This is a genomic window from Microbacterium meiriae, assembly GCF_040685015.1.
GTDB classification, from domain to species: Bacteria; Actinomycetota; Actinomycetes; order Actinomycetales; family Microbacteriaceae; genus Microbacterium; species Microbacterium meiriae.
The window spans coordinates 347,838-368,252 of record NZ_JBFBHD010000001.1; the positions used below are offsets into that span (position 1 = coordinate 347,838).

General features: G+C 69.1%; 21 protein-coding genes and 1 tRNA gene. 4 read left to right on the forward strand and 18 right to left on the reverse strand.

The genetic code is table 11. The features are described from left to right. Positions 1-22: 22 nt before the first annotated feature. The 5 genes from AB0N68_RS01755 to AB0N68_RS01775 form a co-directional block, all read right to left on the reverse strand. Positions 23-1,183, reverse strand: coding sequence for a cystathionine gamma-synthase (locus tag AB0N68_RS01755; protein WP_280568614.1), 1,161 nt, complete (start codon positions 1,181-1,183; stop codon positions 23-25). Positions 1,184-1,237: 54 nt separating this feature from the next. Beyond that, the gene (locus AB0N68_RS01760; protein ID WP_280568618.1) at positions 1,238-2,608 is read right to left on the reverse strand and encodes a cystathionine beta-synthase; all 1,371 of its coding nucleotides are present in this window, start codon (positions 2,606-2,608) and stop codon (positions 1,238-1,240) included. A gap of 122 nt (positions 2,609-2,730) precedes the next feature. Further along, positions 2,731-3,699 carry a carbohydrate ABC transporter permease gene (locus AB0N68_RS01765; protein ID WP_187662183.1) on the reverse strand — a complete coding sequence of 323 codons (969 nt, stop codon included), beginning with the start codon at positions 3,697-3,699 and terminating at the stop codon, positions 2,731-2,733. Then, on the reverse strand, positions 3,699-5,036 hold the full coding sequence (locus AB0N68_RS01770) for a carbohydrate ABC transporter permease (RefSeq protein WP_187662184.1): 1,338 nt from the start codon (positions 5,034-5,036) through the stop codon (positions 3,699-3,701). The genes AB0N68_RS01765 and AB0N68_RS01770 overlap by 1 nt, the downstream gene beginning before the upstream one ends. 110 nt (positions 5,037-5,146) lie before the next feature. Continuing rightward, on the reverse strand, positions 5,147-6,469 hold the full coding sequence (locus AB0N68_RS01775) for an ABC transporter substrate-binding protein (protein WP_187662185.1): 1,323 nt from the start codon (positions 6,467-6,469) through the stop codon (positions 5,147-5,149). A gap of 283 nt (positions 6,470-6,752) precedes the next feature. On the opposite strand from AB0N68_RS01775, the gene AB0N68_RS01780 reads away from it, so the two are divergent. Further along, the gene (locus tag AB0N68_RS01780; RefSeq protein WP_280568622.1) at positions 6,753-7,757 is read left to right on the forward strand and encodes a LacI family DNA-binding transcriptional regulator; all 1,005 of its coding nucleotides are present in this window, start codon (positions 6,753-6,755) and stop codon (positions 7,755-7,757) included. Positions 7,758-7,824: 67 nt separating this feature from the next. Here AB0N68_RS01780 and rplL read toward each other — a convergent pair whose 3' ends face one another. The 3 genes from rplL to AB0N68_RS01795 all read right to left on the reverse strand — a co-directional run bounded on the left by rplL (position 7,825) and on the right by AB0N68_RS01795 (position 10,058). Then, the gene (gene rplL, locus AB0N68_RS01785; protein WP_025104227.1) at positions 7,825-8,208 is read right to left on the reverse strand and encodes a 50S ribosomal protein L7/L12; all 384 of its coding nucleotides are present in this window, start codon (positions 8,206-8,208) and stop codon (positions 7,825-7,827) included. Positions 8,209-8,256: 48 nt separating this feature from the next. Continuing rightward, the gene (rplJ, locus tag AB0N68_RS01790; RefSeq protein ID WP_025104226.1) at positions 8,257-8,745 is read right to left on the reverse strand and encodes a 50S ribosomal protein L10; all 489 of its coding nucleotides are present in this window, start codon (positions 8,743-8,745) and stop codon (positions 8,257-8,259) included. A 338-nt stretch (positions 8,746-9,083) separates the two neighbouring features. After that, entirely contained in the window at positions 9,084-10,058 is a 975-nt protein-coding gene (locus AB0N68_RS01795) for a hypothetical protein (RefSeq protein ID WP_292797560.1), read from the reverse strand. A gap of 247 nt (positions 10,059-10,305) precedes the next feature. Between AB0N68_RS01795 and AB0N68_RS01800 the strand changes: the two genes are divergently transcribed. Next, a complete protein-coding gene (locus AB0N68_RS01800) occupies positions 10,306-10,986 on the forward strand; it encodes a YqaJ viral recombinase family protein (protein WP_187662188.1) in 681 nt (226 codons plus the stop codon). A 34-nt stretch (positions 10,987-11,020) separates the two neighbouring features. On the opposite strand, the gene AB0N68_RS01805 is transcribed toward AB0N68_RS01800, so the two are convergent. Then, complete coding sequence (locus AB0N68_RS01805) at positions 11,021-11,905, reverse strand: LysR family transcriptional regulator ArgP (RefSeq protein ID WP_280564722.1); 885 nt, start codon at positions 11,903-11,905, stop codon at positions 11,021-11,023. A gap of 69 nt (positions 11,906-11,974) precedes the next feature. Here AB0N68_RS01805 and lysE point away from each other — a divergent pair, with 69 nt between their 5' ends. Beyond that, positions 11,975-12,628 (forward strand): L-lysine exporter, encoded by a 654-nt coding sequence (gene lysE, locus AB0N68_RS01810; RefSeq protein ID WP_280564720.1) that lies wholly within the window; start codon positions 11,975-11,977, stop codon positions 12,626-12,628. A gap of 4 nt (positions 12,629-12,632) precedes the next feature. On the opposite strand, the gene AB0N68_RS01815 is transcribed toward lysE, so the two are convergent. The 9 genes from AB0N68_RS01815 to AB0N68_RS01855 all read right to left on the reverse strand — a co-directional run bounded on the left by AB0N68_RS01815 (position 12,633) and on the right by AB0N68_RS01855 (position 18,391). Further along, the gene (locus AB0N68_RS01815) at positions 12,633-12,989 is read right to left on the reverse strand and encodes an iron chaperone (protein ID WP_280564719.1); all 357 of its coding nucleotides are present in this window, start codon (positions 12,987-12,989) and stop codon (positions 12,633-12,635) included. 40 nt (positions 12,990-13,029) lie between these two features. Further along, positions 13,030-13,833, reverse strand: coding sequence for an amino acid ABC transporter ATP-binding protein (locus AB0N68_RS01820; protein ID WP_269474804.1), 804 nt, complete (start codon positions 13,831-13,833; stop codon positions 13,030-13,032). After that, positions 13,820-14,485: an amino acid ABC transporter permease gene (locus AB0N68_RS01825; RefSeq protein ID WP_280564717.1), complete on the reverse strand. Its 666-nt coding sequence runs from the start codon at positions 14,483-14,485 to the stop codon at positions 13,820-13,822. Before AB0N68_RS01825 ends, AB0N68_RS01820 begins: the two co-directional genes overlap by 14 nt. A 3-nt stretch (positions 14,486-14,488) precedes the next feature. After that, on the reverse strand, positions 14,489-15,304 hold the full coding sequence (locus AB0N68_RS01830; RefSeq protein ID WP_280564715.1) for an amino acid ABC transporter substrate-binding protein: 816 nt from the start codon (positions 15,302-15,304) through the stop codon (positions 14,489-14,491). Positions 15,305-15,494: 190 nt separating this feature from the next. Then, on the reverse strand, positions 15,495-16,184 hold the full coding sequence (rplA, locus tag AB0N68_RS01835) for a 50S ribosomal protein L1 (RefSeq protein ID WP_025102336.1): 690 nt from the start codon (positions 16,182-16,184) through the stop codon (positions 15,495-15,497). Positions 16,185-16,195: 11 nt separating this feature from the next. Continuing rightward, positions 16,196-16,627, reverse strand: coding sequence for a 50S ribosomal protein L11 (gene rplK / locus AB0N68_RS01840; protein ID WP_025102337.1), 432 nt, complete (start codon positions 16,625-16,627; stop codon positions 16,196-16,198). A 302-nt stretch (positions 16,628-16,929) separates the two neighbouring features. Next, positions 16,930-17,964 carry a transcription termination/antitermination protein NusG gene (nusG, locus tag AB0N68_RS01845; protein ID WP_280564712.1) on the reverse strand — a complete coding sequence of 345 codons (1,035 nt, stop codon included), beginning with the start codon at positions 17,962-17,964 and terminating at the stop codon, positions 16,930-16,932. 42 nt (positions 17,965-18,006) lie between these two features. Then, a complete protein-coding gene (secE, locus tag AB0N68_RS01850; RefSeq protein WP_025102339.1) occupies positions 18,007-18,279 on the reverse strand; it encodes a preprotein translocase subunit SecE in 273 nt (90 codons plus the stop codon). Between the two features lie 39 nt (positions 18,280-18,318). Then, positions 18,319-18,391: transfer RNA gene (locus AB0N68_RS01855), tRNA-Trp, on the reverse strand. A gap of 192 nt (positions 18,392-18,583) precedes the next feature. On the opposite strand from AB0N68_RS01855, the gene AB0N68_RS01860 reads away from it, so the two are divergent. Then, positions 18,584-20,404, forward strand: a complete 1,821-nt coding sequence (locus AB0N68_RS01860; RefSeq protein ID WP_280564710.1) for an HSP90 family protein — start codon at positions 18,584-18,586, stop codon at positions 20,402-20,404. Positions 20,405-20,415: the final 11 nt, after the last annotated feature.

Below are 20,415 nucleotides of genomic sequence, written 5' to 3' on the forward strand. Positions count from 1 at the left end.
CGATCGCGGGTCGGCGTGCCGGTCAGCGGGCGATGCGGGCGAGCCCCTCCTCGAGATCCGCGATGAGGTCGGCCACGTCCTCGATGCCGACGGAGAGACGCACGACGTTCTCCGGGACGGCGAGCTCGGTTCCGCGGACCGACGCGTGCGTCATCTCCGGCGGGTAGCCGATGAGCGACTCCACGCCGCCGAGGGACTCGGCGAGCTGGAACACGGTCGTGCTCTCGGCGAAGGCCCGGGCAGCGTCCGCACCCGCGGCGAGGCCCAGCGACAGCATCCCGCCGAAGCCGCTCATCTGCCGCGCGGCGATCTCGTGACCGGGGTGCGAGGCGAGGCCCGGGTAGAAGACCTGCGCGAACTCCGGCCGCGCCTGCGCCCACTCGGCGATCGCCTGGGCGTTCTCGGAGTGCTGCCGCATCCGCACGGCGAGGGTCTTGATGCCTCGGGTCGTCAGCCAGGCATCCAGCGGCGCCGAGACCGCGCCCACCGCGAACTGCTGGAACTTCACGGCCTCGACGAAGCGGTCGTCGCCGAAGACGACGGCGCCGCCGAGCACGTCGGAGTGCCCGCCGAGGTACTTCGTCGTCGAGTGCACGACGAGGTCCGCGCCGAGCGCGAGCGGCTGCTGCAGAGCCGGCGAGGCGAACGTGTTGTCGACCACGACGAGCACCCCGGCCGCGTGCGCCACCTCGGCGATGAGTGCGATGTCGATGACCTTCAGCAGAGGGTTGCTCGGCGTCTCCAGCCACACGATGCGGGTCTCGGGACGGATGGCCGCCCGGATCACGTCGACGTCGGAGAGCTCGACCGTGGTCGTGTCGATCCCCCACGGCGCGAGCACCTTCGTGAGCAGACGGTATGTGCCGCCGTAGACGTCGTTGCCGAGGAGCACGTGGTCGCCGGGCTTGAGGATGCCGCGGAGCAGACCGTCCTCCGCCGCGAGCCCCGAGGCGAACGACAGGGCCCCGACCCCGCCCTCGAGAGCGGCGAGCTGCGTTTCCAAGGAGGAGCGCGTCGGGTTGCCCGCGCGGTTGTACTCGTAGCCCTCGCGGAACCCTCCGATGCCGTCCTGCACGTGCGTCGACGCCTGATAGATCGGCGGGATGATCGCCCCGGTGATCGGGTCGGGCGCCTGTCCGGCGTGGATGGCTCGTGTGGCGAAGGCGTGGGCGTGGTCGGACATGCTCTCAGCCTACGTCCGGGTCCTCCGACGGGTCCCGGCCTGTTACGTCCCGCGTCACCGCGAGAGGTAGCCGAGCAGATCCTGCCGGGTCAGCACCGTGTGGGGCTTGCCGTCCTCGGTGACGAGGAGGGCGTCGGCGTCGGCGAGCGCGGCCCGTGCCTGCGCGACCGGCGCATGGATGCCGATCAGCGGCAGCCGCTCCCCCACGTGCGCGCCGACGGCGTCGCTCGGCTCGGCGTCGCCACGGAAGAGCAGGTCGAGCAGGCCCTTCTCGTCGACGGTGCCGACGACCTCGCCCATCATCACCGGCGGCTCAGCGCTGAGGACGACGAGCTGCGACACCTCGTACTCCGTCATCATGCCGATCGCCTCGAGCACCGTGTCGGTGGGGTGTGCGTGCACGAGGTCGGGAAGGCCGTGGCGGGAGGACCGGGCCGCGAGCACGTCGGCGACCGTCTCCCCCTCCTCCACCTCGCTGAAACCGTAGGAACGCATCCACCCGTCGTTGAAGATCTTGCCCAGGTAGCCGCGCCCGCCGTCCGGGAGGAGCACGACCATGACCGCGTCCGCCGGGAGGCCCTTCGCCACCCGCAGCGCGCCGACCACGGCCATGCCGCTGGAGCCGCCGACGAGGATGCCCTCCTCGCGGGCGAGGCGCCGCGTCATCGCGAAGGACTCCGCGTCGCCGACCGCGACGATCTCGTGCGGGACCGCGGGGTCGTACGCCCCCGGCCAGATGTCCTCGCCCACGCCCTCGACGAGGTAGGGCCGACCGGTGCCGCCGCTGTAGACGCTGCCCTCGGGGTCGACGCCGATGATGCGCACCGCGTCGTCGGACACCTCGCGCAGATAGCGGCCGGTGCCGGTGATCGTGCCGCCCGTCCCCACGCCGGCGACGAAATGGGTGACCCGGCCGTCGGTGTCCCGCCAGATCTCCGGTCCCGTCGTCTCGTAGTGGCTGCGCGGCCCGTTCGGGTTCTCGTACTGGTTCGGCTTGAAAGCCCCGGGGATCTCCCGTGCCAGCCGGTCACTCACGCTGTAGTACGACTCCGGGCTGTCAGCCGGGACCGAGGTCGGGGTCACGACGACCTCCGCGCCGTACGCGCGGAGCACGTCGATCTTGTCCTCGCCCACCTTGTCCGGGAGCACGAAGACGCAGCGGTAGCCGCGCTGCTGGGCGACGAGGGCGAGCCCGACGCCGGTGTTGCCGCTCGTGGGCTCGACGATCGTCCCGCCGGGCTGCAGGTCCCCCGCGGCCTCGGCGGCGTCGATGATCCGGGCCGCGATCCGATCCTTCGCCGACCCGCCCGGGTTCAGGTACTCGAGCTTCACGAGCACCGTGCACGCGATGCCCTCGGTGACGTGCTGGAGCTTCACCAGGGGCGTGTCGCCGACGAGGTCGACAATGGAGTCTGCGTACTTCATCTGTTCAGGGTACGGCGCGGGCTCCCGCCGCCGGGGATGTGTTTCACCGCCGCTTCGACAGGCTCAGCGACCCAGAACCTGGGTCCCTGAGCCCGTCGAAGGGCCCTGAGCCCGTCGAAGGGTCAGCCCTTCGTCGCGCCGGCCAGCAGGCCGCGGACGAAGAAGCGCTGCAGGGCGAAGAACACGATCAGCGGGACGATGATCGAGATGAACGTTCCCGCGGACTGCAGGAACCACTTGTTCCCCCAGGTCCCGGAGAGCGAGTTCAGCGCCTGGGTGATCGGCAGGGCGCCGGGCGAGGCGAAGATCGTCGCGACCAGCAGGTCGTTCCACACCCAGAGGAACTGGAAGATCGCGAAGGACGCGATCGCCGGAGCCGCCAGCGGCAGGATGATCCGGAAGAACACCTGTCCGTGTCCGGCACCGTCGACGCGGGCCGCCTCGATGATCTCGCCCGGGATCTCGGAGATGAAGTTGTGGAGCATGAACGTCGCCAGCGGCAGCGCGAAGATCGCGTGCGCGATCCAGACGCGGGCGAAGCTGTACTGCACCTCGTTCAGCCCGAACCCCGGGAAGATCGGCACGTCGTTGATCGTCAGCCCGTCCGAGAACAGGCTCAGCAGCGGTACGAGGGCCATCTGCAGCGGCACGATCTGCAGCGCGAACACGAAGATGAAGAGCATGTTCCGACCCTTGAAGTCGATCCATGCGAACGCGTACGCGGCCAGCGCCGCCATCACGATCGGGAACACGGTGGCCGGGATCGTGATGGCCAGCGAGTTGATGAACGCGGTCGCGAGGGTCGTCGAGGTCCCGCCCGAGTTCCACGCCTGCACGTAGTTGTCGAACGTGAACTCCGGGTTGGAGAAGACCGTCCACCAGCCGCTGTTCTGCGTGTCGGCGCCCGGACGGAACGACGTCACGAAGAGGCCGAAGGTCGGGATCGTCCAGAAGAGCGCGATGACCGCGGCCGCGATCGTCGCCCCCTTCGAGGTCAGCTTCTTGTGGGCGGTCGCCTCATTACGACGCGTGTCGCGCGCCACCTGGCGCTTGGTGCGGTTGTCCACGACGGTGGCCTGGGTTGCACTCATCAGCGGATCTCCCTCTGCTTGGCCATCGATCGGGCGTTGTAGACGATCAGCGGCAACACGAACAGGAACAGCACGACGGCGAGCGCCGACGAGTGCCCGTAGCTCTGGAACCGCTGCTGCTGGTTGACCATCTCGAAACCGAGGACGCTGGTCTCGTCCCGGCCGCCGGTCATCACGGCGACGATGTCGTACACCTTCAGCGAGGCGATCGTGATGGTCGTGAGGACGACGATCAGCGACGACCGGATGCCGGGCACCGTCACGTTGCGGAAGCGCTGCCAGGCGTTCGTGCCGTCGAGCTCGGCCGCCTCCATCTGCTCGATCGGCACGGCCTTGATCGCGGCGGAGAGGATGACCATCGCGAAGCCGGTCTGGGTCCAGATGAACACGATGAGCAGCATGAGCGTGTTGAGGATGGGCTTGATGGCCAGCCACTGCACGGGGTCGCCGCCGAAAGCGGTGACGATGGCGTTGAGGAGACCGATCTGGTCGCCCTGGCGGGCGTCGTACATGAACTTCCAGATGATGCCGGCGCCGACGAACGAGATCGCCACCGGCATGAACACGAGCACCTTCAGGAACTTCTCACCGCGCGCGCGGTCGATGAAGACGGCGTACGCGAGACCGATGACCACCGAGATCACCGGAGCGAGCAGCGCCCAGATGATGGTGTTGATCACCGACGACGTACCGACCGGGTTCGTGAAGACCCAGATGTAGTTCTCGAGTCCGACGAACTGGTTCCCCGACTTGTCGAAGAAGGACTTGAAGATCGTCGAGATCGCCGGGTAGATGAGGCCCAGCAGCAGCATGATCGCCGCGGGAGCCATGAACAGCACGAGCTGGAACAGGTAACCGGCTCCCTGTCGGGCGCGGAAGTCGGCGAAGAAGAGGAGCGCACCGACGAGCAGTGCGATCGCGACGACGTACACCACGGCGTTCGCGTAGGGACGAAGCAGCAGCAGGGCGAGCACCGGGATGACGAGGCACGCGACCAGCCGCATGATCGAGTAGCCGCGACCGGGGCGGGGCGCGAACTCGATCAGCACGAGGATGATCGCCACGACCACGCCGAACACGAGCAGCACGGCGGGGATCTGCACCAACGGATTCAGACCGCCCAGCCACAGGAAGAAGCTGTTGAGCGAGAACCCGATCGTTATCCGCGAGGACTCCTCGGTCGGGGCGGTGAAGACGAGGAGGAGAGCGAGGGCGGCGACGACCACGAAGCCGATCGCGAGGACCGTCCGCGTGGCCTTCCTCCCCTTCTCGTCGGTGCCATGCGTCGTCGGCGGCGCGTCAGCCTCGACGGGTTTCTCGATGGTCGCGTGCGACATGAACGTCCCCTTCTGGATCATGCTGGGTTCCCGCGCAGTACGGATCGGTGGAGCGGGGCCGGGCTGTGCAGCCCGGCCCCGCTCTGCCTACGAAGATCGCGTCGAGGCGATCAGTTCTCGTAGCCGGCCTGGATGTCGGAGAGCACCGTCTCGGTGTCCTTGCCGTCGATCCAGTCGACCATCCCCTTCCAGAACGAGCCCGAGCCGACGGTCGACGGCATCAGGTCGGAAGCGTCGAACCGGAAGGTCGTCGCGTCGTCCTGCATGATGGTCATCGCCTCCTGGAGGAACTCGCTCGAAGCGAGGCTCGGGTCGGCGTTCTTGTTGGCGGAGATGACGCCGCCGAGCTCGACACGCGCGTCGGCGAACTCGGGCGATGCCATGAACTCGAGCACCTTCTGGGTGGCCTCGTCGTCCGAGAACGCCGCGACGAACTCGCCGCCGCCCTCGACCTGGAGCTCGCCCGCGGTCTCGCCCGGCATGATGAACGCGTAGACGTCGCCGTCCGGTGCGACCTCGGGGACGTTGCCGTCCGCGGTCTCCGTGTCGAGGAAGTTCGCCGACAGGAACGAGGCCTGGTGGGTCAGTGCGCAGTCGCCCTTGGCCACCGCGTTGGCGACGTCACCGAACGCGGTCGAGTTGATGCTCTTGACGTCGCCGTAGCCGGCGTTGACGTACTCCGGGTTGAGCAGGATCTCACCCACGGCGTCGAAGGCCTGCTTGATCTCGGGGTCGGTGAACTTCACGTCGCCGGCCACCCAGTCGTCGTAGACCTCGGGGCCCGACTGGCGCAGGACGAGGTCCTCGATCCAGTCCGTTCCCGGCCAGCCGGATGCCGCCTCGGAGGAGAAGCCCGCGCACCAGGCCGGACCGCCGGTCTTCTCGACGATCGTGTCGGTGAGGGCGATCATGTCGTCCCAGGTCTCCGGGACCTCGACGCCCCACTCGGCGAACTGCTTCGGCGAGTACCAGACGTAGCCCTTGAGGTTCGCCAGCATCGGCGCCGCGTAGAAGGTGTCGTCGAACGTGCCGTACTTCTTCCAGTCCTCGGACCAGTTCTCGTCGACGGCGGACTCGACGGCCTCGGGGGCCGGCATGACCTTGCCCGTGTCGACGAGGGTCTTGAGCAGACCGGGCTGCGGGACGATCGCGATGTCCGGGGCGTCTCCACCCGTCACCTTGGTGACGATGTTGCCCTCGAAGCCCTTGTCGCCGGTGTACTCGACCTTGATACCGGTGTCCTTCGTGAACTGCTCGAAGGACGCGTTCAGGTCGTCGGCCTCGACGCCCGTGATGCCGCCGGAGATCCGGACGGTGTCCTTGGTCTCTCCGCCCTCGTCGCCCCCGCCCTCGGCGCAGCCGGCGAGCGCGAGAGACGCGACGCCGACGAGTGCGATGGGGGCGAGCAGGCGGTATCGCTGTGACAAAGCCATGTACTTCTCCTCTTCAGGTGGATCTTCAGTCCGCCCAAGGAGAGCAATCGCCGCAACCATTGGGGAACCGATTCCAGGCCAACCTACTCGGGTTCCTTCGCGCCGTACAACTGGGGAAGGTTACAAGATCACAACCCTTTGACATCCGAGTGGACGACAAGGTGGGAGCGCTCCCAGTCCGGCGCGCCTGGAACCGGTTCCTCCCCCGGTGCGGAACGGCTACGATGGCTCCCGGCGAGTGCCCGATCGCTCGCCGTCGTGGAACCGGGTCGAGGAGGACACGATGAGCACGATCGCCGACGTCGCGATGCGCGCCGGTGTCTCCAAAGCGACCGCGAGCCGTGCGCTCAGCGGCCGCGGCTATGTCTCGGAGGAGACCAGGCAGCGGGTGGAGGAGGCGGCGCAGGACCTCGCGTACGTCGCGCACTCCTCCGCCACGAGCCTGGCCACGGGGCGCACCGGCACCATCGGCCTGGTGATGCCGCCGGTCGATCGGTGGTTCTTCGCCGAGCTGCTGGCGGGCGTGCAGGAATCGCTGCTCGCGCTCGACTACGACCTCTCGCTCTACGGCGTCCCCGAGCGCTCGGAGACCAGGGAGCGGCTGTTCGAGAGCGTGCTGCCCGGCCGGAGGTTCGACGGCATCATCGCCGTCGGCATCCAGCCCAGCGCCCGCGAGCTGGAACGGCTGCACCATACGGGGCGACCGCTCGTGAGCGTGGGCCCCTACAGCGCGGGATCGAGCGCCGTGTCGATCGACGACGCGGCCGCCGCCCGGATCGCCACCGAACACCTCATCGACCTCGGGCACACCGACATCGCGTTCGTGGGCGGTGCCACGGATGACACCGACCTCAGCTACGGCGACGCCCGCCGCCTGGCCGGCTACCGGGAGGCGCTGCACGCGGCGGGACTCACGCCGCGGGCGCGGATCGCCGGTTCGGCTCCCACGATGCCGGGCGGCTACGCGGCGGCGGCGGGACTCCTCGGCGACCGGCGGCACCGTCCGACCGCCATCGTCGGCGTGTGCGACGAGGCGGCCATCGGCGCCGTGATCGCGGCTCGCCGCCTGGGCATCGCGGTGCCGACCGAGCTCAGCGTCGTCGGGATCGACGACCACGAGCATGCGGAGATGTTCGCGCTCACCACGATCGGACAGTCGCCGCGGGATCAGGGACGGGAAGCCGTGCGCCTGCTGATGCGGCGGATCAGCGAGCCGGATGCTCCGGTCGAGCGCGTCGAAGCCGCCTCGGCGCTCGTCGTCCGCAGCTCGACCGCGGCGCCGCGCTGACCCCCGCGGACGCACGAAGGCCCCGGGCGGAACCCGGGGCCTTCGCAGAAGCGCTGGTGCGCTGGAATTACTTGAGGGTGACGGTCGCGCCGGCCTCTTCCAGAGCAGCCTTGGCCTTCTCGGCCGTCTCCTTGTTGGCGCCCTCGAGGACGGCCTTCGGAGCACCGTCGACGACGGCCTTGGCCTCGCCGAGGCCGAGCGAGGTGAGCTCGCGGACAGCCTTGATGACCTGGATCTTCTTGTCGCCGGCAGCCTCGAGGATGACGTCGAAGGAGTCCTTCTCCTCCTCGGCCGCGGCCTCGCCTGCGCCGCCAGCGGCACCGGCGACGGCGACGGGGGCAGCAGCGGTGACCTCGAACTTCTCCTCGAACGCCTTCACGAACTCGTTGAGCTCGATGAGGGTCAGGCCGGCGAACTGCTCGAGCAGCTCCTCGGTGGAAAGCTTCGCCATGATGTATCTCCTAGATAGATGGGGTTTGTAGACGAGATCGCCGGTCGCTTACGCGGCCTCGGCGGTCTCCAGCTTTTCGCGAAGCGCGTCGATGGTGGCCGCAGCCTTGCCCATCGTCGCCTTCATCATGCCCGCGGCCTTCGCCAGCAGAACCTCGCGGCTCTCGAGCGAGGCGTACGTGTTGACCTCGTCGGCGGTGAGGGCCTTGCCCTCGAAGATGCCCGACTTGATCACGAGAAGCGGGTTGGCCTTGGCGAAGTCACGCAGAGCCTTGGCGGTGGCGACGAAGTCACCGTGCACGAACGCGACAGCCGACGGCCCCTTGAGGTCGTCGTCCAGCGCGGAGATGCCGGCCTTGTTGGCGGCGATCTTGGTCAGCGTGTTCTTCACCACGGCGTACTCAGCGTCCTGACGGATGCTGTTGCGCAGCTGCTTGAGCTGGGCAACCGTCAGACCGCGGTACTCGGTCAGCAGGACGGCGTTCGAGTTCTCGAATGACTTCGTGAGCTCGTTGACCGATGCATCCTTCTGCGCCATGGTCACTCCTTGGTGTGTACGAGGCGCCGCACGGTGGTGGGGCGCCGGCCTCCGACCCCCTGCAAAAGAGAAGAGCTCCGGCGCAAGCGCACGGAGCTCGGAAGTTCGTGACACCTGCGCGGGCCCCTGCGATGCAGAGCTTCGATCCTGTGCACTCACGCGCACACGATGACCAGCGGTCTTCGGCTATGACCACTGTACCCCACGCTCCCTCTCCCCCCAAATCCCCCTCCTCCTCCGTCCCCCCTCCTCAGCCGCCCCACCCCTTTCGGTGCACCCCGGCCCCTTACGCCTGCACGCAACGGGCCGGAGGGCACGGAAGGGGGTGGGTCAGCGACTCAGCGGGCGAAGAGGCCGAGGGCACGGAAGTGCGCGTCGGCCGCGCCGAGCGAGGCGACCTCCGCGCTGGTCACCCGGACCACCCGCCAGCCGGTGGTCCCGCGCACCCAGTCCTCGCGGATCTTCTCGTCGAGCACGACCTGTGACACGGGCCGGCCGCCGCGGAGGCCCTCGTCCAGGTACTTGTCCCGGCCGTCGCACTCCACGAAGGTGCGGGACTGGTCGACGGCGATGTCCATCCAGAACCGACCGCCGCGCGGTCCGTCCACCGGCACCTGCAGACGCGGCCTGCCGAAGCCGAGCTGATGGAGCCGGTACCGCGTCACGCTCTCCAGCGGAAGCTGCGCGCGCCCGTCGGCCAGGACCACGATCCGACGGGCCTGCACGATGCCGCGGAGCCGGGGACGACGCACTCGATCCGCGAGGTCCGTCAGGAGAGCCTGCGCCGCGGTGTCGTCGAACTCCCACGGGTCGCCGCCGACCAGAGCGAGGGCGGCATCCGCGACGGCGAGAGCCGCCTCCGGAGCGGCCGTGCGGGCGAGGTCGACGACCGTCCGGGCGAGGGAGGTGCAGCGGATGCCGTCGCGCTCCACGATGTCGCCGGCGGCAACCGCGCCCTCGTGCCGCAGGATCCCCGAGGTGCTGTGGCGACGGTCGGGGGGCGCCGTCACATGGACCCTCGTCGGCCGCACCCGGTACAGCGGCAGACCCCACAGCACCGCAGCCGAGGCGTGCGAGAACACGGGCCGCGTCCCCGAGGCCGCGAGGTCGGCGGCCACCACCTCCGCACGGTGCCGGGACTCCGGGGCGAGATCGCTCCAGTCCCGTTGCGCGAGGTACCACCCGCGACGCACATGATGCAGCTGCCGCCCTTCCACCGCGGCGTGGAGCGTCCGAGACCCCCACCCCTCCTCCTCCAGCCGCCGACGACCGAGGAGCATCGCCCGGATCTCGTCCACACTCACCTGTCTCATCCCCCCGACTCTCCCTCTCCTCTCGCCGATCCCCCGCCTTCCCGCAGTTCCCCACACCCTTTCTCTCCCTCCCGCGCCCTGTGCAGGAAGACACCCCTCGTCCTCGACCCACCCCTTTGCGTTCGAGCCACCCCCTTGTGCGCGCACGCAGGGGGCCGGGACGCACGGAAGGGGGTGGCTCGGCGGGAGGGCGGGAGGGGCGGCGTGTACGGCGGGAACGGGGGTGGGGGAGAGTTAGAGTCTTCTGGTGACCCCGGAACTCCAAGCTCGCATCGTCGCGGACTCGCGCGACCGCGTGGCGTGGATGAGGGCACGGTCCCGGGGCATCACGGCCACCGACGTCGCCGGACTCACCAGCGAACGCTCGATCGCCCGTGCCGCCGACGCCAAGCTCGGCGGGGGGCCGCGGTTCGGCGGCAACGCCTACACGGACCACGGTCGACGCCGCGAGCCCGAGATCGCCGCCTGGGTCGCCGCGACGCACGGCATCTTCCCCTCCTCCGCGTTGTTCCGCGCCGAGGTCGAGCACCGCCACCTGGCCACCCCCGATGGCATCTCGGTGGACGCGGACGGTCGCGTCAGCCTCGCGGAGATCAAGACCACCAACAAGGCCTTCCGCGGCATCCCACGCACGTACCTGCGCCAGGTCTGGTGGCAGCAGCACGTGCTGGGCGCCGAGCGCACCCTGTTCGTCTGGGAGGAGCACGTCGACTTCTCCCCCATCCACGACGAGCCCCGCTGCGTGTGGATCGACCGGGACGACCGCGAGATCGCCAAACTCGTCGGTCTCGCGACCGACCTCATCGACGAGCTGTACCGTCGCACGACGGGACGCGCGGTGCCGACGCGCTCCGTCGCCCCGGTCGACAGCCGCCGCGAGCAGCTCCGCGAGCGCGACGCCTTCCGCGCCCTCGCCCTCGCCGACTGAGCGAACGCCGAGGGCCTCGGGACGACCCGCCCCGTCAGGGGTCGCGAGCGAGTACGCGACGTGCTTCTCCCGCGACCTCGGCCGCGATCGTGTCCAGCAGCGCGGAGCGCAGGTTCCACTGCTGCCAGTACAGGGCGACGCGCAGGGTCGGACCGCCGAGCGCGACGAGCCCGGGGACCTCCTGCAGTCGCGGCACCATCCCCCAGCCCAGGCCGAGGCCGACCGCGAGCGCGTAGTCGTGCGACGCCGGGACGTAGTGTCGCGGAACGCCCGCCGCCGGCATTCCCCGTGCCGCCAGCCACTCGTGCTGCAGGGTGTCCCGGCGGTCGAAGTCGACGAACGGCGCGTGCGCCAGCGCGGCGGGCGTCACGCCGTCAGGGAACCATCGACGGGCATAGGCAGGCTCGGCCATGGCGCGGTACTCGAGCACGCCGAGGGGCGTGACCGTGCACCCCGCGACCGCCGTGGCCTCGCTCGTCACCGCGGCCATGACCGTTCCCGATTCGAGCAGTCGGGCGGTGAAGTTCTGATCGTCGCGGTGCAGGTCCAGGTCGATGTCGTGCGCGGCCGAGAGGCGCGCCATCGGCGGGAGGAACCAGGTCGCCAGGGAATCCGCGTTGACGGCCAGGGGCACCGTGATGCGGTGTCCCCCACCGCCCTCCTCGATGCCGACCCCGGCGAGCGCATCCTGCTCCAGGAGCGCGATCTGCCGCGCGAGGCGCACGACGGACTCCCCGGCCTCGGTGAGGCGGACCGGCTTGCTGCGCACGAGGAGGATCCGCCCGAGTTGCTCCTCGAGCGCCTTGAGCCGCTGGCTGACGGCGGACGGGGTGACGCGCAGGCGGCGGGAGGCGGCGTCGAGGGTTCCCTCGTCCGCGACGGCGGCGAGCGTGGCGGCGAGCTCCGGGTCGATCCTCACATCAGCGATGCTAATGGTGAGAAAGGAATCTTCGCTGCACCTCATGGCCAGCATCCCTAGGCTCGATGCATGCTCACCGTTCTCGTCGGCCTCGGCCTCGGCCTGTCGCTCATCGTCGCGATCGGCGCGCAGAACGTGTTCGTGCTGCGACAGGGCATCCGGCGCGAGCACGTCCTCGCCGTCGTGATCGTCTGCGCCCTCTCCGACGCCGTGCTGATCATCGCCGGCGTCGCCGGGCTCGGCTTCGTGCTGTCCGCCGCTCCCTGGCTCGTCGTCGTTGCCCGCTGGGCAGGGGCGCTGTTCCTCCTCGGCTACGGGCTGCTCGCGGCGCGACGGGCCTGGCGTGGCGGCGAGGAGCTGGTGGTCGACGGGGGCGACGCTCCGGTCCTCGAGGCGTCCGGTGGCACCGGGACCCTCACCCGCACCCGCCTCGCCCCGGTGATCCTCACGACACTGGCGTTGACCTGGCTGAACCCGCACGTGTACCTCGACACGGTGCTGATGCTCGGCTCGATCGCCGCGACGCACGGCGACGAGCGATGGCTGTTCGCGGCAGGGGCGGTCATCGCGAGCCTCCTCTGGTTCACCGCCCTCGGCTTCGGTGCCCGCTACCTCGGACGGTGGCTGCGCACCCCGCGCTCCTGGCGTCTCCTCGACGCGGTGATCGCGGTCGTGATGATCACGTTGGCGGTGAGCCTGGTGCTCCCGGTGCTGGACGCCTAGCCACTCACGCCGCGTCGATCTGCGCCACCCGCGCCCGGACGAGGGCCCGGACCGCGTCCTCCGGCAGCGGGTGCTCCGGCTGGAACCGGATCGTCCCCTTGTCGACGCTGATCTCGGGATGACCGTCGAGGAGGCCCGCCACGGCAGCGACCGCCTCGGGGCTGAACGGGTAGACGCCGATGTGCTTCTTCGCACGCATCACCGAGAGCAGAGGCTTTCCGGCGAGCACGAGCGCCGGCATCCCATACCCCTTGCCCTGCTCCGCATCCGGCACCTCCTCCGTGGCGATTGCGTACACACGATCGATCACTGCGCGGTCCGCCGCGTCGAGGTCGGTCAGGTAGTCGTCGATGATGCCCACGCACCGCATCCTGCCACCGATCGCCCTCGGGGTCGAGGGCTCAGGCGCCGTCGAGCGGACGGAGGATGCGCGTGAGGAACCGTTGCGTGCGTTCGTGCTGCGGGGCGCTGAACAGCTGAGCAGGCGGGCCCTGCTCCACGACGACGCCGCCGTCCAGGAAGAGCACGTGATCTGCGGCTTCGCGGGCGAAGCTCAGCTCGTGGGTGACGACGGCCATCGTCCATCCCTCATCGGCGAGCTCCTTGATGACGAGAAGCACCTCGCCGACGAGCTCCGGGTCGAGCGCGCTCGTCGGCTCGTCGAACAGCAGCAGGTCCGGTTGCAGGGCCAGCGCCCGCACGATGCCGACCCGCTGCTGCTGCCCTCCGGAGAGCTGATGCGGCCGCGCGTCCGCCTTGTCGGCGAGGCCGACCCGGGCGAGCAGCGCCTGGGCCTCGGCGACGACCTCGGTCTTCGGACGGCCCTGCACCCGCCACGGCCCTTCGATGACGTTCTCCAGCACGGTCAGGTGCGGGAACAGGTTGTGGTGCTGGAACACCATCGCCGACCGGTCACGCAGCGCCAGCCGCTGCTGCTTCTCCACGCGCGGTTTCGGGCGCACCTCCGGTGCGAAGTCGATCTCCGGTCCCCCGGCCATCACGATGGTCCCCGCGTCCGGCGTCTCCAACCCGTTCAGGGCGCGCAGGACGGTCGTCTTACCCGAGCCGCTGGGCCCGATGAGCACCACGACCTCGCCCCGATGCAACGTGAGGTCGAAGCCGCGGAGCACCTCGGTGGTGCCGAAACTCTTGTGCAGGCCGCGTGCGGTGAGCAACGGCTCCGCCGTGGGGTCAGTGCGCGACACGACTGTCCAGCCTCCTCTCCAGGGCGCTCTGCCCGAAGGAGAGCAGCAGGCAGATCACCCAGTACACCAGGGCCGCGGCCAGGTAGACCACCATGAACTCGAGAGTCGTCGCGGCGATCTGCTGGGCGACCTTGAAGAGCTCGGTCACGAGGATCAGCGAGGTGAGGGAGGTGTCCTTCACGAGCGAGATGAACGTGTTGGACAGCGGCGGCACCGACACCCGCGCGGCCTGCGGCAGGATGATGCGGGTCAGCGTGCGGGTGCGGTTCATCCCGACCGTGTATGCCGCCTCCCACTGCCCCTTCGGCACCGACAGGATCGCCGCCCGCACGACCTCGGCTCCGTACCCGCCGACATTGAGCGAGAGGGCGATGATGGCGCTGGGCCAGGGGTCGAGCGTCACCCCGATGGACGGCAGGCCGAAGAAGATCACGAAGAGCTGCACGAGCATCGGCGTGCCGCGGATCACCGAGATGTAGAACCGCGCGATGCCGGACACCACCGGGTGCACCGAGATCCGCATCAGCGCCATGCCGATCGCGATCACGAGCCCCAGGACGAACGACACAAGGGCGAGCGGGATCGTCGCCGTCAGCCCCGCCCAGGCGATCGGCCCGAGCGAGGTGAAGAAGAGCTCCCAGGGATTCTGCATCGCCTACTGCGAGACGTCCTCGCCGAAGTACTTCTCGCTGATCTCGGCCAGTGTGCCGTCGGCACGGAGCGTGTCGAGCGCCTCGTCGACCGCATCGACGAGCGCCTCCTTGCCCTTCGTGAACACGAAGGCCTGCTCGCCGGCGTCGTCGGTCTCCGCGGCGATCTTCAGGCCGGTCGGGCTGTTGGTCGTCTCGTAGTCGAGGAAGGTCAGCTTGTCGTTGACGGTGGCGTCCACCCGGCCCTGGCGGAGGAGCTCCACGGCCTGCGCCCAGCCCTCGACGCCCTCGACCTTGGCGCCGGACTCGGTGGCCAGCTCGTACCAGTTGCTCGTGAGGGACTGCGCCGTCGTCTTGCCCTCGAGGTCGTCGAACGACGAGATGGAATCGTCGTCCTCCTTGACCACGATCACGCCGGGCGACACCGTGTACGGGGTGCTGAAGAGGTACTTGGCCTCGCGTTCGTCGTTGATCGACACCTGGTTCGCGATCACGTCGAAGCGGCCCGCGTCGAGCCCCGCGAAGATCGCGTCCCACTGGGTCTCCTGGAACTCGACCTTCAGACCGAGCTCGTCGGCGACGGCCTGGATGATCTCGACGTCGTAGCCCGTGAGGTCGCCGGAGCCGCCGTCGCCGTGGAAGCTGAACGGACGGTAGGTGCCCTCGGTCGCGACCGTCAGCGTGCCGTCCTTCACCAGGCCGAAGTCGGAGCCCGCGGCGCTCTCGCCGTCCGTGCTCGCGGGCGTGCTCGAACCGCTGCACGCGGTCAGGGCGGCAGCGGCGACGACGAGTGCGGTGACGGCGATGAGACGACGGGACATGGACCCTCCTGGGGTGAGAAGCGCGGGTGCGAGTTTACGCGACGACCGCGGGAACTCCCCCACAGTACGCGTCGCTCCGGGCGTTCCCCGCATCGGATGACGCCGGATGTCGCGGGCGGTCCGGGAACGCGGAACGCCCCCGGGCGGACCCGGGGGCGTTCGGTGCGACAGGTGCGAACCCGTCGACGCGTCAGATGGCGTTGACGTCCAGCGGGATGCCGGGGCCGAACGTGGTCGACACCGCACCCTTCTGGATGTAACGGCCCTTGGCGCTGGACGGCTTGAGGCGGACGATCTCCTCGAGAGCGGCGTCGATGTTCTCGTTCAGCTGCTCGGCCGAGAACGAGGCCTTGCCGATGACGAAGTGCACGTTGGCGTGCTTGTCGACGCGGAACTCGATCTTTCCGCCCTTGATCTCCTCGACGGCCTTGGCCGGGTTCGGAGTCACGGTGCCGGTCTTCGGGTTCGGCATCAGGCCACGGGGACCGAGCACCTTGCCGAGACGGCCGACCTGGCCCATGAGCTCCGGGGTCGAGACCGCGGAGTCGAAGTTGGTCCAGCCGTCGGCGACCTTCTGGATGAGCTCGGCGCCGCCGACCTCATCGGCGCCGGCAGCGATCGCCGCCTCGGCCGCGGGGCCGGTGGCGAACACGATGACGCGGGCGGTCTTACCGGTGCCGTGGGGCAGGATGACGGTGCCGCGCACCATCTGGTCCGCCTTGCGCGGGTCGACGGCGAGCTTCAGCGCGACCTCGACGGTCGAGTCGAACTTCGCCGAACCGGTCTCCTTCGCGAGCGCGACGGCCTCGGACGGCGTGTAGAAACGGTCTGCCTCGATCTTCTCGGCGGCAGCCTTGTAAGCCTTGGACTTGGTAGCCATGATTATTCTCCTCAGCCCTCGACCGTGATGCCCATGGAACGGGCGGTGCCGGCGATGATCTTCGAGGCGGCCTCGATGTCGTTCGCGTTCAGGTCGGCCTGCTTCTGCTCAGCGATCTGACGGACCTGGTCCTTGGTGATCTTGCCGACCTTGACGGTGTGCGGGGTGGCCGAAGCCTTCTGCACACCGGCGGCCTTCTTGATGAGCTCCGCCGCGGGCGGGGTCTTCAGGACGAAGGTGAAGCTGCGGTCCTCGTAGACGGTGATCTCGACGGGGATGACGTTGCCGCGCTGCGACTCGGTCGCGGCGTTGTACGCCTTGCAGAACTCCATGATGTTGACGCCATGCTGACCGAGCGCGGGGCCGATCGGCGGCGCCGGGTTGGCGGCACCGGCGTTGATCTGAAGCTTGATCAGGCCGGTCACCTTCTTCTTCGGTGCCATTCTCTTTCCTTTCCTCGAGGCGGATGCGAGCATCCGCTTCTCCCACGGCTCCGGCCTCTCCGGCCCGTGGTCGTCTCTACTCACGCCGAAGCGTCGCACAAACCACACAAGTCTACCCGATCACTCCCCCACTCGCGAGGCGGCCCCTTGGGCGCGAGCCGGCCCCTTGGGCGCGAGCCGGCCCCTTGGGCGCGAGCCGGCCCTCTGCGTGCGTCCGCAACGGGCCGGGAGACACGAAAGGGGGTGGGTCGGGGGAAAAGAAAACGGCCGCCCCGGAAGAGGCGGCCGTTCTCGTGACAGTGTCAGATCATCTTGGTGACCTGGTCGAACGACAGCTCGACCGGGGTCTCACGCTCGAAGAGCGAGACGAGGACCGTGAGCTTGCCGCTCTCCGGCTTGATCTCGCTGATCGAACCGGGAAGACCCGCGAACGAGCCCTCCTTGATCGTGATGGTCTCGCCGACCTCGAAGTCGACCTCGGCGGGAAGCGGACGGGCGACGGCGACGCCGCCCTTGGCCGCGATGTTCTTGGCGGTCGGGACGTCCTTGACCTCGACGAGGGACTTCAGCATGTTGAAGGCCTCTTCGAAGCGCAGCGGCGTCGGGTTGTGGGCGTTGCCCACGAAGCCGGTGACGCCGGGGGTGTGCCGCACGACCGACCAGGTGTCCTCCGTGAGCTCCATGCGCACCAGGACGTAGCCGGGGATGCGCACGCGGGTGACCATCTTGCGCTGGCCGTTCTTGATCTCGACGACGTCCTCCATCGGGACCTCGACCTGGTAGATCTCGTCCTCGACCTCGAGCGTCGACTTGCGCTGCTCGATGTTCGCCTTGACCTTGCGCTCGAAGCCGGCGTACGAGTGGATGACGTACCACTTGCCGGGGAGCATGCGCAGGTCCATGCGGAAGGCCTCGTACGGGTCTTCCTCGGAAGCCGACTCGTCGTCGTCGGACTCGGCGGCCGGACGGTCGTCCTCGCCGTTCACGTCGGGCCCCTCGTAGGGAGTGACCTCGTCGGCGGCCTCGGCCTCCTGCTCCGCGACCTCTTCGGCCACGGAATCGTTGAGGACCTCGGCGGCGGCTTCGGACTCCGCGGCTTCGTCCAGGTTCAGAGCGTCGTTCACGATGGCGTCCGCCTCCGGGTCGTCGATGTCGATGTCGATGTCTTCCGTCTCCTGCTCGCCGTCCTCGTCCTCGACGTGGACCGCGACGTGCTCGGCAGAGGTGACCGAGAGCTCCTCGGCGGCGAGCACGTTGCCCTCCTGGGCCTCGTCCTCCTCGCTGGACTGCTCTGCGGCGGTCGCCCAGTCGGCGTCGTCGGAATATCGTTCAGACACGTTGCTTCTTCTCCATAGCTGCGGCCGATGCCGCGGGGGTCATCAGCCAGGGATTCCGAACACGTAGTGCGTCAGGAGCCCGAAGACGTAGTCGAGACCGTAGACGATGCCCATGACGATCAGGACGAAGACGAGCACCACACCCGTGAACTTGAAAAGCTCCTTGCGGGTCGGGGTGACGACCTTGCGCAGTTCGGCGATGACCTGGCGGATGAACAGGGCGATGCCCCCGAAGAACCGGGAGAAGGGGTTGCCCTTCTTCTGGCGCGTGGCGCCGGCCGCGACGACGTCGCCGCGCGGTTCGTCCTGATCCATCCTGAATGTACCTTTCGTGTGTCAGCGTGCGCTGACGCGCAGGGCGGACAGGAATCGAACCTGCAACCTGCGGTTTTGGAGACCGCTGCTCTGCCAATTGAGCTACCGCCCTAGAGACCCGGAGATCTCGGGGATGCCCTCCCCACCCTGCCACCGGCCGATGTCGAAGACGCCAGGCACGGCGAAAGAATGCAGAGAACAACTGCTCACCAAGCATACGGCATCGATCCCGTGGTGCCGAACAGGAAGCGGAACCCGCGTTGTTGCTAGGCTCGGCGGGCGGACGAAGCAGGAAGGGACGCATGTGAGTGGGGATGTGCAGCAGTTCCAGGTGGATCTGCGCGGAGTCGTCGACCTGCTCAGCAGGCACATCTACTCCAGTCCCCGGGTCTATCTGCGGGAACTGCTCCAGAACGCGCGGGACGCGATCGCGGCGCGCGGCGAGGTCGACGGGGGCGGAGGCCGCATCCGCATCACGCCGCTCACCGCGCAGACGGGCGAGTTCGTGCTCCGCGATGACGGGGTGGGGCTGACCGCGGCCGAGGTCGCCGATCTCCTCGCGACCGTCGGGCGCAGCTCCAAGCGGGACATCTTCGACCTCCCCCGGAGCGACTTCCTCGGCCAGTTCGGCATCGGGCTGCTGAGCTGCTTCATGGTCGCCGACACCATCGTCATCCGCTCCCGCAGCGCCAGAGGCGGCTCCGCGGTGGAGTGGACGGGCAGCGCCGACGGCACCTTCCGGGTCGCGGAGATCGATGACGACCTGCCGATCGGCACCAGCGTGCACCTCGTGCCGCGCTTCGACGCCGACGAGCTGCTGCGACCGGCCGCCGTGCACGAGCTCGCGACCACGTTCGGCGAGTTCCTGCCCGTGCAGGTGACCATCGATGCGACCGGCGGGGACATCGACGTGACCCGCGAGGCGCCCTTCCTCGACCCCGCCGCCGACGTCGAAGCGGCCGTGCAGTACGGCCGCGACCTGCTCGGTGCGGCGCCGCTGGACGTGATCCCGCTGACCGAGCCGGCGACCGGGACGCAGGGCCTGGCATACGTCCTGCCCTTCGCTCCTCCGCCCGGCGCCCGGCAGGCGACCCGCATGTATCTGGGCCGCATGCTGCTGTCGGAACGCGTCGACGACGTGCTGCCCGACTGGGCGTTCTTCGTGCGCGCCGTCATCGACTCCACCGGCCTCGCACCGACCGCGAGCCGCGAATCCCTCGTCGAGGACACGGCGCTGGAGCACGTCCGCGAACAGCTCGGCGCCGGGATCCGCCGCTGGGTGCTCGAACTCGGACTGCGTGAACCGCATCGCCTCGCCCAGTTCGTCGCCGTGCACGAGGTCGGCCTCAAGTCCCTGGTGCGACACGACGAGGAGCTCGCGCGCTTCATCACCCGCTGGCTCACGGTGGAGACCACGCACGGCACGCTGCGGATCGGCGAGCTCGTGGAGCGGTACCCGCACGTGCGCTACACCCAGACGGTCGACGAGTTCCGCCAGGTGGCCGGGATCTCGCCGTCCGACGAGGTCCTCGTCAACGGCGGCTACCTCTACGACGCCGACCTGATCCGGCTGCTCCCCGACCTCTACCCGCAGGTCACGGTCGAGAAGGTCGACGTGACCGGGGAGCTCGATCGCCTCGACCCGCCGCCGCTGGACGACCGGGACATCGCGATGGCGCTGGAGTCCCGCGCCGGCGCCGTCCTGCAGTCCTCGGACTGCGCCGTGGTCGTCCGGGCGATCGACCGCCCGGAGCTGACCGGACTGTACGTGGCGGACCCCGAGGTGCTGCGGACGATCGACCGCGGGCGCACCAAGGGCATCGCGAGCACGCTCTGGGGCGGGGTGCTCGACCGCATCGACCAGACGCTCTCCTCGTCGCGGGACGACGACCTCACGGCGCGACTGTGCCTGAACTGGTCGAACCGCGTCGTCCGGGCCCTCGTCCGCGTCGAGGACGACGCCGTCTTCGCACGCACCGTCCAGCTGCTCTACATCCAGGCGCTTCTCGCGGGGCACCACCCCCTCTCGGACGCCGATCGGGCGCTCATGACCAGCGCCCTCTCCGACCTCGTCTCACTCTCCGCCGGTATCGAGGGGGACACTCTCCCCTTCGACGCGCGCTGACACCCCCCGAC

What these genes read in the sequence shown, in the direction of transcription:
- rplJ (WP_025104226.1), bottom strand. Translation starts at nt 8,745, where the DNA reads ATGGCGCAGAAGGATGCATCGGTCAACGAGCTCACGAAGTCATTCGAG.
- AB0N68_RS01825 (WP_280564717.1), bottom strand. Translation starts at nt 14,485, where the DNA reads ATGCAGAATCCCTGGGAGCTCTTCTTCACCTCGCTCGGGCCGATCGCC.
- AB0N68_RS01830 (WP_280564715.1), bottom strand. Translation starts at nt 15,304, where the DNA reads ATGTCCCGTCGTCTCATCGCCGTCACCGCACTCGTCGTCGCCGCTGCC.
- rplA (WP_025102336.1), bottom strand. Translation starts at nt 16,184, where the DNA reads ATGGCTACCAAGTCCAAGGCTTACAAGGCTGCCGCCGAGAAGATCGAG.
- AB0N68_RS01760 (WP_280568618.1), bottom strand. Translation starts at nt 2,608, where the DNA reads ATGAAGTACGCAGACTCCATTGTCGACCTCGTCGGCGACACGCCCCTG.
- AB0N68_RS01775 (WP_187662185.1), bottom strand. Translation starts at nt 6,469, where the DNA reads ATGGCTTTGTCACAGCGATACCGCCTGCTCGCCCCCATCGCACTCGTC.
- AB0N68_RS01765 (WP_187662183.1), bottom strand. Translation starts at nt 3,699, where the DNA reads ATGAGTGCAACCCAGGCCACCGTCGTGGACAACCGCACCAAGCGCCAG.
- rplK (WP_025102337.1), bottom strand. Translation starts at nt 16,627, where the DNA reads ATGGCACCGAAGAAGAAGGTGACCGGCCTGATCAAGCTTCAGATCAAC.
- AB0N68_RS01770 (WP_187662184.1), bottom strand. Translation starts at nt 5,036, where the DNA reads ATGTCGCACGCGACCATCGAGAAACCCGTCGAGGCTGACGCGCCGCCG.
- AB0N68_RS01780 (WP_280568622.1), top strand. Translation starts at nt 6,753, where the DNA reads ATGAGCACGATCGCCGACGTCGCGATGCGCGCCGGTGTCTCCAAAGCG.
- AB0N68_RS01795 (WP_292797560.1), bottom strand. Translation starts at nt 10,058, where the DNA reads ATGAGACAGGTGAGTGTGGACGAGATCCGGGCGATGCTCCTCGGTCGT.
- secE (WP_025102339.1), bottom strand. Translation starts at nt 18,279, where the DNA reads ATGGATCAGGACGAACCGCGCGGCGACGTCGTCGCGGCCGGCGCCACG.
- AB0N68_RS01755 (WP_280568614.1), bottom strand. Translation starts at nt 1,183, where the DNA reads ATGTCCGACCACGCCCACGCCTTCGCCACACGAGCCATCCACGCCGGA.
- lysE (WP_280564720.1), top strand. Translation starts at nt 11,975, where the DNA reads ATGCTCACCGTTCTCGTCGGCCTCGGCCTCGGCCTGTCGCTCATCGTC.
- rplL (WP_025104227.1), bottom strand. Translation starts at nt 8,208, where the DNA reads ATGGCGAAGCTTTCCACCGAGGAGCTGCTCGAGCAGTTCGCCGGCCTG.